This window comes from Mesorhizobium sp. M8A.F.Ca.ET.181.01.1.1 (assembly GCF_004792025.1).
In the GTDB taxonomy this organism is placed as follows: domain Bacteria; phylum Pseudomonadota; class Alphaproteobacteria; order Rhizobiales; family Rhizobiaceae; genus Mesorhizobium.
Window position 1 is genome coordinate 1 of the sequence record NZ_SRTV01000025.1, and the last position, 12,942, is coordinate 12,942.

The following is a 12,942-nucleotide window of genomic DNA, read 5'->3' on the forward strand; positions in this document are numbered from 1 at the left end:
TCATCTTTTTGTCGGCTCGTGGGGCTGGTCCTGTGCAGCAATGCGTCGATGGTTTACTTCGCTTTGGATTCGCTCCGTGTGGCAGTCGTCACGACGCTGGCCTGTTCGCTGCTGCTTCAGGCCGGCTACTTCGGCTGCGTGCTCTTTTTCGCGGACGTCGATGATCTGTAGAACTGTTCATTCGCTCCGCAGAGGGCCGGCGAATCCAATCTCTTCCTAAGCCCGTTGGCCGTAATCGAAAGACACGGGGCCGGCGAGTTCGTGCTCAGCTGCCACTGTGCTAGCAAGGGAACGGAATCCAATCCCGGAGCAGATGGCCAGAGTTGAGCGAAGACTGCGGTCGGAGCTCCTGCGCTTCCGGGTCTCCAAGGGGACGACTTTGCGAACCGAAGGGACTTTGAACCGTTGACGTGGCCGGCGTGCGGTAGGTTGGGCCAGCGACAGGGATCCCAGCCGGCCGGGAAGCACCGCCCTCTCAATGTGCGTTGACTTCGCTTCCTTTGGCGAAATGTGGGTAACGGCGAGGGCCGCACTCTTCCCGGGCCGTCGACATTCCCGCCCTTTTGGTGCGTGCGCCGTTAGGCGCGACAATTCGGTGCCCGCGTGTAACTGCGCGCATTCGCCGAAGCTTAGACGTGGCATTCCCGCTCGCCCGTTTGGCGGACAGTTCCGGCCGTGCTGGTTTTGCCGCCTAACGCCCGCCGCTCGTCACTGCCACACCCCTCTCCGGCAACGGCTCGGCGCATCGCGCAAGCCGATTTAGCGATCAGGCCAGGCCCTTCGCGAGTTCCAACGCCTGCCGTTCGAAGAGGCGGCGGTAAATGCCACCATCGAGATTGATCAGGGCGGCATGATCGCCGTCCTCCATGATGCGGCCACGGTCGAAGACGAGCAGCCGATCGAGCGAGCGGACCGTCGACAGCCGGTGTGCGATGACGAGTGTGGTTCGGCCCACCATCAACCGATCCACCGCTTGTTGAATGAGCACCTCGGATTCCGAATCGAGGCTCGATGTGGCCTCGTCCAGAATAAGGATCGGCGCGTTCGCGAGGAAGGCGCGCGCGATCGCCACGCGCTGGCGCTCGCCGCCGGAGAGCTTCAAACCCCTTTCGCCGACCAATGTCCCATAGCCCTTCGGCAGGGGCGCGATGAATTCGTGGGCACTTGCCAGTCGTGCCGCTTGCTCGATCTCGGCCTGGCTCGCGCCAGGCCGTCCATAGGCGATGTTCTCGGCAAGCGACCTGTGAAACAGGATCGGCTCCTGCTGCACGATCGCGATCTGCGAACGAAGGGACTCTTGGGTCACCTCGGAGACGTCCTGACCGTCTATCAGGATCCGGCCGCCGCTCAGGTCGTAGAGTCTCTGGATCAGCTTCACGAATGTTGTCTTGCCGGAACCGGAGGGTCCAACCAACCCAACCCTTTCGCCAGCTTCAATCGACAGCGAACATTCGCTATAGAGCGGCAGGGGATGGTTGGCGTAGCGGAAGTGGACGTTCTCGAAATCGATACGGCCCTTCGTGATCCGGATCGGCTTGGCCTCTGGACGATCGGCAACATCCACGTGCTGATTGTGGATGGCCACCAGTTCTTCCATATCATTAACCGAGTGCTGCACGTTGCGGACATGCATGCCGGCATCACGCAGATAGCCCTGCAGGACGATGAAGGACGTGAGAACATATGCTATCTCGCCCGGCGTTGCCTGTCCATGCGACCACAGAAGCAGGGCATATCCGACCACCGCCACCCTGAGCGCAACCAAAGTTACGCCTTGGGTTGAGCCGATGATCGTTCCGCGCACCCAGCTCCGGCGCGCGCGGTGCCGCCATTTCGTCATGATATTTGCAAGCCGCTCGTCTTCGCGAACCTCTGCGCCGAAGCCCTTGACCACAGCGTTGCAACTGACCGCGTCCGCAAGCGCGCCGCTGAGCCTTGTGTCCCATCGGTTGGCAAGGCTCGCCGCTGGCGCGACATAGCCGAGCGACAGCGAAATCGAAAACGCAAGGTAGACGAGAGAGCCGCAAGCAAAGATCACGCCCATGACCGGCCAGTGCCAGCCGAGCAGCACCGTCGAGCCGATCAAGATGACAAACGACGGGAGCAGCGTGACGAGTATCGTGCTGTTGAGGAGGTCGAGCGCCCACATGCCGCGCGTTATCTTGCGCACTGTCGAGCCGGCGAAGCTGTTTGCATGCCAGTCTGTCGAAAAGCGCTGCACATGATGGAACGCTTCGGTCGCGACGTCGGAAATCATTTTCAACACCAGGTCGCTCAGGCCAATGAAGGCGACGTGGCGCATGGCAATGCCACCGAGTGCCAATGCAATCGGTACAGAGAATGCTGCAACAGCTGAATCCGAAGCTGGTGCTGCCGCATTAGCAGCACGAGAAACAGCGTCGATGAGTCGGCCAGAATAGAGCGGCATCAACACGTCAGCCAGCGTGGAGGCGAGCATCGCGGTCATTATGATCGCGAGCCGGGCCGGCTGCCTGTTCCAGAGGCGAACAGTGAAGGCGAAAACTTCGCGACAAGTGGCGCCGCGCCCATGGACGGGGAAACGTTTCATAGTTTCCAAGCGGGCGCATCAACACGCTCCGTCCCAAAGACGTTAAAAGACAAAACTGGAATCTCGACCTCCCCCATAACAGCATCAATTTTGGCGGGCAGCTCCTGCCGCCTCACGATGGTGAGGTTCAAAAGTCGTGCCAACCGAGCGGGAACAGCCGAAGGGCAAATTCAGCAGGTTACCGAGCCTGGAGAAAGTCAGCCGCGATCCAGTCGAATACTATTGCTTCGGCTGCCCAACTCGGGAGATTGGAAAAGAGGGTCGATGTATCGATTGAATTCTAAATTGTTCCTGCCTCGATCAAATAAGTACAGGCAATGCAGCTCTCTCAGGCCCGAGACTTAGGTGCTGATTTCAAAAGCGCGCCGCGAATACTTTCCTGCCCATATTCCGTCAATCGAATGCTCGACTGTCGGATTGTGCGCTCCCCGACACAGTGCTGTTCGGTTCGCCTCCTGGGTACCTCCCCAGTCGATTGACAACCTGAAGAAGAAGCTTCGCTCGCAAGCTGGCACGACTCTTGAAGGTACTCCAGGTGGCGGAAGGAACTCCGGCTCGGTCCCGTTGACTTCGCATGTTGCGAGGCTGGGCTGGAGCAAACTTTGCACCAATGAGAACGCAATGAAGGAGGCATCATGGAACTCCCGCGGATTGCGGTCGAGTTAGACCTATTCCTCGAGATGACTGATGATATCGCTCAATCCGAACAGTTGTTCGAACGGATGTCTGCGTTTGCGCTGAAGTTCGATTGCCCGTGGATTGCCTATGGCCCGCTCGCATCAAAACAGGGGGTTTTCAAGCCGAACCGAGAGGGTTCTGTGGTGATGTGGAATTATCCTGCTGAATGGCAGGAGCGCTACTCGAGAATGGGCTATGCCAAAATAGACCCACTCATCAAGAAAGGTCGAAAGGAGGCGGGGCCCTTTCGATGGAGCGAGGTGTATACCGATGAAAGCATAACTGAAGATGGACGCCGCGTCTTGGACGAAGCAGCAACATTCGGCTTGAGGTCAGGCGTTACCGTCCCATTACATGGCCCTGGTGACAGCTTTAGGTTTGTGAGTTTTTGCTCAATCCTCGGACTGCGAATTGCAGAATAGAACGATCACCTACCTGCAAATGGCCGCGCTGCGGTTTCATCTGATGGTTACGAGGTTCAACACTACGACTGCGTCGGAACAAATTCATAACCTCTCTCCGAGAGAAATACAGTGCATTGATTGGGTGTCGAAAGGAAAATCGTCATGGGAAATAGGAACTATTTTAGGCAGATCACGAAATACGATAGATTTCCATTTAAAAAATGTAATGCGGAAGTTGGATGCGACCAGCAGAACGGTAGCTGTTGTAAAAGCTTTGAAACTTGGGATTATCGAACCGCCGTAGGTGCGCAGCTAGTTCTCCGCCCGTAGTAGCGCGCGTGATAGCCGAGACGCTCCGGCGTGCGCTCGCTCTTCGAAGCATCCAGCGCCTCGTCCATCTCGGCCTCGAGCACCTCCTGCATCACGGCGCGAATCACCTCGTGCAATCCATCCGGGTTCGAAAGCAAAATGTCGTTGACGCTGCTATGGCGGATTTATCTTCAGGCTTGGTCCTGGTGGCGATGCTGAGTTCGCTTCGCTGAGATTGGGCGGTCATGACAGGGTGGTGTTCAATGTCACCGATTCCTGGAAGAAACTACCATCCGTATTAAGCGACTGACGATGAGTGATGTGTGTCCAAAATCTGACAGCCGTCAGAAAACATGTCGGGTTCAATACAGCGGAGCGTCTTAGCCCTGTCGGGCTTTTCGAAGCCTATCTCGCAGTAACTGCGCGCCAGGCGCACTAGCTCGGCCTTTGCTGGTCGATGTGCGGCAATATAGTGTGAGGGCTGACCCGCATGAGAACACGGAACTCGCTCGATGAAGGATGATCGACGGCATCCAGAAAGCTTCTCTCCGGCGGGTTCGAGGGTGCTGCGCGCGCATCTCGGCGACGGGCCAGCGACCAACGGTTGAGGCTACATCTCCGGAGCGAGTGATGCCTCGAAAGATGCAATGCTGTCTCTGGTCCGACGCGCCGGAAGTTTGTGAAGGGTCGGCCCGGCAAATCGGTGAACCGGGCGGCTTAGGCTGCCAAAAAGGGTAGATGGCTGCGTTGCCTCGGTAGATCAGCAGGCGGTATCAGAAAGCCAAAGGCACACGCACACCATCGTGGCGCTTCGCAGGAAGTAGATGGGAGTAATCACCAGTGATTTTACCGGAACTTCGCTCAGCAAACACAGCCGGCAGGGTTTTGGAGATAACGACGACCACGGGATGCGTCGTAGGATGTTCATATTGTCCCCAGGACAAGTTCGCGGTCCGGCAAAGAAAAGTGTCTCATGCGAGTCATCTGGATCTTGAAGATTTCAAGCGGTGTCTGGCCCGCGTACCGACTTCCGTCGACATTGGTTTTGCGGGATACTCCGAACCTTGGCTCAATCCGGACTGTACCGAAATGGTGGAGCACGCCTTCGCCAAAGGCCATGGCATCAGGATTTTTACGACGCTGGTGGGAATGAACGGGCAGGACCTGCAGCGATTGCAAGCCTTGCGCTTGGGCGTATTCGTGGTCCATGTTTTCGATGACGGCACCTACATGAACAGCCGCCTGGTCGGAGACAAGTATCGCGATCTGGTTCGTCAACTCGTCGACGCGGACATCCCCTTGATCCGATTCGTGGCCTTGGGCGAGCCCCACCCAGATATAGCCGACATTATTCCTACCGAAGCCCTGATAAAAGCGCGGCCGGTGAGCAGTAGGGGTGGAAGCGTCGACCCTAAGATCGTTGCACCACGTCAGCCAGTGGTCGGAGCCCTAACCTGCGTGGACGCACGACAGTATCGGAATGTTCTTCTTCCAAACGGCGACGTTACCCTGTGCTCTATGGATTTTGAACGGCGTCACGTATTGGGCAACCTTCTATATGAGGGTTACTCCGCTCTGTTTGAAAAACCAGTTTTTCGCGAAATCGTCGACCGCATGAATGGAGCGGATGGTTTTCTGCTTTGCAGGATGTGTGAATTCGCCGACCCAAACGACCGGACCTGAGTGGATGCCGGCCGAGAGGGCGTGCCGGCAGTGCGGATGGCCCCACGACACATGCACCTGCCCGCGACGCCATCGCATTTCGCGTGACGCCAGCATGATTCCGTAGGCGCGGCAGTGGACCCCGAGGCATTTCGGAGACGAGCTCATCGAAAGGTCTTCGCCTTCCAACCGAGCTTGTCGGCCTGCCTGGCTTGGGGTAACGCCGATCACAGGTCAACCTCGGTCGGACGGAAATAGCGTTCGTCGATCCCGATCAGCGCTTGGTTGCTTACTCACGGCCCACCTCGTCAACGCCTTTACCCTCCCAGACTATCTCCTTTTCGACTCGCCTGAAGGCAGCAGCCCCAGCTGCGGCCGGGGATGGTTGCCGTCGCGGTGTCGGGCGAATTGAGAAACTGACCCCCTGACGAAATGAAGAACTGACCCCCTCGGTTATGAGAGGAGGCATGAATGACGATTGGGATTTCGGCGATTCCTGCATTGTCGAGAACGATGCAGGGAGAGGAGATGCTTCAGCCTGAAGAGGTGGCAGCGATGCTGCGGCTGCATGAGCTTGGCTGGGGAGCGAAGCGGCTGGCGAAGGAATTCGGGTGCGCGCGCAACACGGTGCGTCGGTATCTGCGCGAAGGCGGGACTGTTCCGTTTCGCAAGCCTGTGCGGCGGAGCGCGTTTGACGGGCTAGACGATTGGCTGCGGGAGCGCTTCTTCCGCCATGGTGGCAACGCCGATGTGGTGCGCCAGGAACTGGAGAGCGAACATGGGATCGTCATAGGGCTTCGGTCGGTGGAGCTTCGGGTGCAGGGTTGGCGTCGGGAGTTGAGGGTGCAGAAGCGCGCAACGGTTCGGTTTGAGACGGCGCCGGGACATCAGATGCAGATCGACTTTGGCGACACGCGGGCGTGGATCGGCGGCGAGCGTGTTCGGGTGCACCTGTTTGTGGCAACGCTGGGTTACTCGCGTCGGCTGCATATCCGTCCCTCGCTTCGGGAGCGCCAGGCGGACTGGTTGGAGGGGATGGAAGGAGCCTTCCTTCGCTTCGGCGGGGTTCCAACGGAAGTGCTGTTCGATAATCCGAAGGCGCTGGTCGAACATCACGATGCGGCGACGCGGGAGGTGCGCTTCAATGTGCGGCTGCACGCCTTTGCCCGCTACTGGGGATTTACGCCACGGGCTTGTGCGCCCTACCGGGCGCGTACGAAGGGAAAGGACGAACGCGGGGTCGGCTACGTCAAGCACAATGCGATTGTCGGCCGCCGGTTCGAGAACTGGGCGGCGTTCGAGGCGCATCTGGAACGGTGGACGCGCGAGATTGCCGATCAGCGTGTGCATGGCACGACCGGGGTGGCTCCTGCGGAGCGCTTTGCCGAAGAAGCCATGGCGCTTCGCCCTCTGGGCGGACGGGCGCCGTTCGGGCAACTGCGGGATCTCGTGCGCAAGGTCCAGGCAGACTGCGCAATCGACCTGGACACGAACAGTTACTCGGTTCCCTGGCGGCTGATCGGGGAGAGCGTCCAGGTCGTGGTGCTGGGCGGCCGCGTTATCGTGCGTCATGCGGGCGAGGTGGTGGCGGATCATGCGTTGTGCCGCGGACGTCGCCAACGGATTGTCGAGCGCGCGCATCTTGCCGGCGTGGTCGGCGCTGCTGCGCCGGTGCGATCGGCGCCGGTGGATATCGTTGCGCCTTCCGCTCTGTTGCGGCCGCTGGCGGAATATGAGGCACTGGTGGGAGGCAGCTGGTGATGACGACGGTCGATCACGAGATGCTGGTTGGCTCAGCTCGACCGGCTGAAGCTGACCGCGATCCGGGACCAGCTCGATACGCTGCTGGACGAAGCGGCGCGTTCGCAGATGATCTTGCGCGAGGCTTTGGCCTTCCTGGTGACCCACGAGATCGCGCGGCGCGACGAGCGGCGCATCTCTATGGAAGGCAAGATCGCGCGGTTCCCGTTTGTGCGCGAACTCGATGGCTTCGACTTCGACGCGCAGCCGTCGCTGGATCAGCGCCAAATCCGGGAGCTGGCGACCTGCCGCTGGATTGCCCATGGCGACACGGTCCTGTTCCTTGGACCTCCGGGTACGGGCAAAACACATCTGGCGGTGGCTCTCGGGCGCGAGGCGATCCGGCAGAACCATAGCGTCCAGTTCGTCACGGCGGCCACGCCGTGGCGATGCTGGCCAAGGCCAATGACGACGGTTCACTCGAAAAGCAACTGACGACCCTGTCGCGGCCGAAACTGCTGATCATCGACGAGCTCGGCTATCTCCCGTTCGAAGCCAATGCCGCACATCTGTTCTTCCAGCTGGTGTCGCAGCGTTATGAGCGGGGATCGATCCTGATCACCTCCAACCGCTCGGTGGGCGAATGGGGCAGCGTGTTTGGCGATCCCGTGGTGGCAACGGCGATCCTTGATCGCCTGCTTCATCATTCGACAGTGATAACGATCCGTGGCGACAGCTACCGGCTTCGCGAAAAGCGTCGTTCCGGCCTATTGCAGAAGGCCGGAACGACGCTCGGTACCAACGAAACCGCAAAACAATGAGGGGGTCAAATCTTCAGTTCGCCCAGCGGGTCAAATCCTCACTTCGCTTGACACGCGGTAGTGGACGTTCTCGAAACCGATGCGGCCCTTCGCCAGCGCGTCTCCCGGTTGCTTCCGCCTGGCTTACGAACGGGCTTTCCGTCAAGGGCGCCCGCGGCGGCCCGCCCTCTTGACCCGGCGGCTCGGGGGCCAATCATCTCGCGAAAGAGATCGGAATCCGCAGTCTTCTCCAAGAGAGCGCGGCTTTCGCTGTGTCATCGGTCATCAAATAGTTTCTTGAATCAGGTTGGTGTCCGCAGCCCGAGGTTGAACGGCGAATATTGATGACCGCCGCGAAGCCGCTGGCTCGCTACGGCGCTATTGAGGAGCGCGCTCGCGAGCGGCTTCTCGCTACCGCCGAGCTACACAACCTCTGGCGACGCGACCCCGCTGATCTCCTGGGACTCATCCATTGTCCGGAGGCGCTATGGGTAGCGATGGGTGGGTACGTCAACTACCTGATGCCATAGTATCCATGCTTTCGCGGAAGCTTTAGAAGCCATCTTATTGCAGCACATTCTCCGAAGGCGCCTGAATGGAGGGCAACGCAACCTAATAATAGTCGATGAGGATCCCAGCAACAAATCTGCCTCCGGCATTCCGCTTCAATGTTAAGCGACGAACATCTGCCGCAAACCACTAGCCATTAAACAGCTCTCTTTTTTGAACGTCTATGTGCAGAGGACTTAATATGGACACCGACACTTTCACGGCTCATGAATCTAACGTTCGTCGTTATTGCCGGGCGTTCCCCACCGTCTTTACGAAGGCCCTTGGGGCGACGATCTGGGACGAGACGGGTAAGCCCTTTATCGATTTCCTGGTGGGTTCCGGCGCACTCAACTACGGGCACAACAATCCGGATATTATGGCGCCAGCGATTGAATATCTCGTCGGGGAGAACATTCTTCTGTCGCTTGATATGCATACGGCGGCAAAGCGCGACTTCATTGAAGGGTTCGTCGATTGGATCCTGAAACCCAGAGGCCTTTCGTACAAGATTCAGTTTCCTGGGCCGACCGGCACGAACGCCAACGAAGCGGCGCTCGCGCTGGCGCGAAAATACACGGGCCGCTCGAGCGTCATGGCCTTTACGAATGCGTTCCACGGCATGTCGCTCGGCTCTCTAGCGGTGTCGGGCTCGGCCTCAACCAGGGAACTGGGAGGCGTTGCTCGCCACGATGTGATCCGTGTTCCCTATGACGGTTATCCGAACCAAGCATTCGATTCCGCCAGTTACATCGACAGCGTTTTGAGCGACCCGGGGAGCGGCATAGAAAAGCCTGCCGCAATCATTCTGGAGACCATCCAGGCAGAAGGCGGCATGAACGCCGCATCCGCAGCTTGGCTCACGGAAATTCAGCGCATTTGCCGTACTCACGGCATTGTTTTTATCGTCGACGATATTCAGGCGGGTGCGGGCCGAACTGGCGATTTCTTCTCATTCGAGTCCGCGAAAATCGAACCGGATATTGTGTGTCTTTCCAAGTCACTAAGCGGTTCAGGTAGTCCGCTGTCCATCGTTCTGATTCGACCCGACTTGGACATATGGAAGCCCGGAGAACATAGCGGGACCTTCAGAGGCAACAATTTCGCCTTCGTGACGGCAGGAGCCATGTGCAAGATGTGGTCGGATAGGAAATTTACTGCAGGTGTCGAGCGGACAGCCGTCAGGCTGCAAACGCACCTCGATCGCCTGGTTGCGAAACTTCCAAGATACATCGAACAGAAGCGCGGCCGCGGTCTGATGGCCGGCCTGAAATGCCGTTCACCGGCAGTTGTCGGCCGCGTGCACGATGTCGCATTCGAAAATGGCCTTCTTATCGAATCCTCGGGGCCAAATCGCGACGTTATCAAAGTCCTCCCACCGATAACCATCACCGATGCCGAACTCGATCGTGGCATCACCATACTTGAACACGCACTACAGGAGCAAGACAATGTCTAGTCAGATATCTCAAGTGCCAGCCATCTCGCCGGTTTCGATCAAAGAACGGACCGGATCGATCAACACGTCGGAGATCATCTCGGTCCTGAAAGGTGAGCTCACCGCTCTGCACATCAAGCAAGCTTTCAGCACCGAAGTAGCCGAGGAGATCACTACGAACTTTATTGGAAGCTCCGGTCTCAGAGAGCGTAAAGATGGTGTGCCCGGACAATATGTCGGCGCATCTCACTACAGAAAGGATGCAGCCACCTATTTCGCAGACGCCGAAAACGCGCGGCCGTACGTCGATGCCCTTTTTAAGAATTTGGTTGACCCGGTTCGAGCAGTATTCGGGGCGTTGAAGCGAGAGCTTCACAACCAGGGAATCGAATTGCGGCTAGCCCGTTCCGAACACGGCCAGGCCAATGTTTGTCGCGGCCTCAGTTGGTCGGGCACAGGCACCTTTTCCTTGGATCCCCACGACGACGTCGCTCAAGTCTTACGTGCTGGCGATGATTACGAGCTTTCTGCGGTGGCGCACAATACGGTCGCAGCGCTCAACCTCTATCCCAGCATGCCTGAGCAAGGCGGCAATCTGAAGCTCTGGAGCCACAAGCCGACGGTTGCGGACCGGATATCGCAAGGTGTGGAGACCACTGGATATCCCTATTCGGCAGCCTATCTGGAGGCCGTCCCTTACCGCGAGTTCGAGCTCAAAACTGGGGATATCGCCCTAATCGATGGCGGCTTCGTTCACGGGGTTACCGGTCAATCAGGCGACGGAAAGCGTCGCCTGGTGCTGAATTGCTTTTTCGGATTTGCCCGGCCTGACCTTGTTCTCTGGTGGACCTGAAGTTGGACGTCGCACCGTAGACCTTGATCAGCATGGTCGACGAGGCACATCTCGACGAATTGCGCCAGCTGCGGCTGGTGCGGGCGCTGGCGGTGGGCATCCAAGAGAACCGGCTTGAAGCGATCCGTCTGCGCGAGCTCACGAAGGAGAGCCTGAGGGCATTGGCCGCCTGAGCACCGCCCGTGTGTCCGCCGCTCCGCTAGACGGCGGCTGCGCGGCGGACACTCAACGTCACCACTGAATGCCACGCCATTTTAGCAGAACTTGACGCACACAACTCACCAGGCGACGCCGCATCGCAGACTGCAGGGCGCTCCAGATGGTTGAGCCGGAATCTTCTCGTCCATCACGCGCGCCACCTCCTGTTGACCGGTGCGCGAGGCTGCTCTCAGATTTTGCAGCCGCCGATGGGCCGAGGACTCCACGACATAACGCTCGTCTACGCCAACCTCGCCGAGGTTCCGGCGCACTCTCAGCTTTGCCGCATCAGGAGCGTCTCTTCGGCCAGCGCCTGCCATGGTGGCATCTGCGCGGTCTTCGCATCGTACGGTTTGAGATCGAACTGATATGGTGTGCGCTGGCGCAGCATGAACCCCTCCGATGGCGCGTGGTCGGCCCTGGTGCTGTGCCCCGAACTATTCGGCCGTTCCGTCCTGCAGCAAGTCACCAAGACCCCAAAGTACTGGCGTAGTTGCGCCACGCGATTCAGACCGCGCCCGCAGCGGAAAACCTCCCGGTCAGCCTTCTCGATCACCTCATGAATGTGAACACAACCCCGGCCCGAGGATGCGATGGACGAAAACTCGCGTTCCGCAGGTCCGTGGGCGTTGTGTCATCGTGTTGTTCACACTGCGAGGCCGCATTCGTGGGTCGACTATGAGACCCGGCAGCCATAACGGGATTATTGGCGCAATCCGGGCTCAGCGGCCTTACATTACAGAAAAGACCGAGACTCTAATCGTCGCCTGACGACACTTCGGCGGCGCTCACCGCTTCCTCTAGTTCGATGATCCCGAGGCTTACCGCCTTCATAGCAGCGACCGTTCTGCTGCCCGTGTCCAATTTCCGCATTACGTTTTTTATGTGAAAATTCACAGTGTTTTCGGACCTGTTAAGTATTCGTCCTATCTCCCACGACGATTTCCCTCTGGCTGCCCAGAGTATGCACTCTATTTCCCTTGCGGAAAGGACGGGCACTTCTTCGAGTTGGGGGCGTTCCATAATCCCTTCTCCGCAACCGTTTGCACCGAATATTGCGAGCGGCGCACAAAGCTGCGGCTAAGGCTCGGCGCGCCGTCCTTGGCAGGTCGGCATTAAAGCTTTAGCACGGAGTTTCCCCTCGGTGAATTATCGGAACGTAAAATTATATTGATCTTTATATTGCGCAACTTCAAAATGGTGAAACATCTTATATTCTGGATAGTTGTGAATGGGATTACCGAAAGTCTGTCCGACGCAGTTGACAAGGTGGGCTTGGCTCTGGCCAACCCGACGGGAGGACGAACATCTCCCGGGCAATCCTTTCGACTTGCATTGGAAAATCAACCTCACTTCCGGTCCTCGTCGCTTGAATCGGCGGTCCTCGCGGTCGCGTGTATGTCGCGTCCGAGGCCTTCTTGGAACCTGCCGGATGCCACATGCCAAGGGACAACGCGGTGTCGACCGGCAGCTAACGCAGGGCCAACAGTGTTGCCGGAATGGCGGCAGCTCAAACGGTTAGCGTAGCGAGAGTGTCACATAGTGCCACCGAAACTATCGCCAACCCGAGCCCACTCCAGAGAGTTTGAAACTTGGTCGTTGATAGTCGCTCAAGCGTAAGCGCTGTTCCGGTGGCACCTTTCGCTCGTGGTCGTGAGGAACGATGTTCGGAGCCTTTGAGGGCTTCGACACATGACGATTTCAGAGCTTACACTTAAATCCAACGATCCTGAGCCCGCGCG

General features: G+C 58.4%; 9 protein-coding genes and 3 pseudogenes. 9 read left to right on the top strand and 3 right to left on the bottom strand.

Translation table 11 applies throughout. The features are described 5' to 3' along the window. Nucleotides 1-48: 48 nt before the first annotated feature. Entirely contained in the window at nt 49-171 is a 123-nt protein-coding gene (locus EN824_RS33165) for an exopolysaccharide production repressor protein (RefSeq protein WP_245467838.1), read from the top strand. 595 nt (nt 172-766) lie between these two features. Here the strand turns inward: EN824_RS33165 and EN824_RS33170 are convergent. Further along, nucleotides 767-2,569 carry an ABC transporter ATP-binding protein gene (locus EN824_RS33170; RefSeq protein WP_128314337.1) on the bottom strand — a complete coding sequence of 601 codons (1,803 nt, stop codon included), beginning with the start codon at nt 2,567-2,569 and terminating at the stop codon, nt 767-769. A gap of 635 nt (nt 2,570-3,204) precedes the next feature. Between EN824_RS33170 and EN824_RS36370 the strand changes: the two genes are divergently transcribed. Beyond that, nucleotides 3,205-3,669: an autoinducer binding domain-containing protein gene (locus EN824_RS36370; RefSeq protein WP_245330126.1), complete on the top strand. Its 465-nt coding sequence runs from the start codon at nt 3,205-3,207 to the stop codon at nt 3,667-3,669. Between the two features lie 43 nt (nt 3,670-3,712). Continuing rightward, the gene (locus tag EN824_RS36375; protein ID WP_245486590.1) at nt 3,713-3,955 is read left to right on the top strand and encodes a helix-turn-helix transcriptional regulator; all 243 of its coding nucleotides are present in this window, start codon (nt 3,713-3,715) and stop codon (nt 3,953-3,955) included. Nucleotides 3,956-3,971: 16 nt separating this feature from the next. On the opposite strand, the pseudogene EN824_RS33180 reads toward EN824_RS36375, so the two are convergent. Further along, nucleotides 3,972-4,207 (bottom strand): annotated as a pseudogene (locus EN824_RS33180) (transposase); the annotation flags it as partial. Nucleotides 4,208-4,926: 719 nt separating this feature from the next. Between EN824_RS33180 and EN824_RS33185 the strand changes: the two are divergent. The 6 genes and pseudogenes from EN824_RS33185 (at nt 4,927) to EN824_RS35470 (ending at nt 11,175) form a co-directional block, all read left to right on the top strand. After that, a complete protein-coding gene (locus EN824_RS33185; protein ID WP_224571099.1) occupies nt 4,927-5,643 on the top strand; it encodes an SPASM domain-containing protein in 717 nt (238 codons plus the stop codon). A gap of 450 nt (nt 5,644-6,093) precedes the next feature. Then, nucleotides 6,094-7,383 carry an IS21 family transposase gene (istA, locus tag EN824_RS33190; RefSeq protein WP_128314336.1) on the top strand — a complete coding sequence of 430 codons (1,290 nt, stop codon included), beginning with the start codon at nt 6,094-6,096 and terminating at the stop codon, nt 7,381-7,383. Next, a pseudogene (gene istB / locus EN824_RS33195) lies at nt 7,383-8,183 on the top strand (IS21-like element helper ATPase IstB). Before istA ends, istB begins: the two are co-directional and overlap by 1 nt. 730 nt (nt 8,184-8,913) lie before the next feature. Next, on the top strand, nt 8,914-10,170 hold the full coding sequence (gene ectB / locus EN824_RS33200; protein ID WP_095489412.1) for a diaminobutyrate--2-oxoglutarate transaminase: 1,257 nt from the start codon (nt 8,914-8,916) through the stop codon (nt 10,168-10,170). After that, the gene (locus EN824_RS33205; RefSeq protein WP_095489413.1) at nt 10,163-11,002 is read left to right on the top strand and encodes a hypothetical protein; all 840 of its coding nucleotides are present in this window, start codon (nt 10,163-10,165) and stop codon (nt 11,000-11,002) included. The genes ectB and EN824_RS33205 overlap by 8 nt, the downstream gene beginning before the upstream one ends. Before the next feature lie 32 nt (nt 11,003-11,034). Further along, nucleotides 11,035-11,175 (top strand): hypothetical protein, encoded by a 141-nt coding sequence (locus EN824_RS35470; protein WP_189341863.1) that lies wholly within the window; start codon nt 11,035-11,037, stop codon nt 11,173-11,175. 781 nt (nt 11,176-11,956) lie between these two features. On the opposite strand, the pseudogene EN824_RS33210 reads toward EN824_RS35470, so the two are convergent. Beyond that, nucleotides 11,957-12,202, bottom strand: a pseudogene (locus EN824_RS33210) (helix-turn-helix transcriptional regulator); the annotation flags it as partial. Nucleotides 12,203-12,942 lie beyond the last annotated feature (740 nt).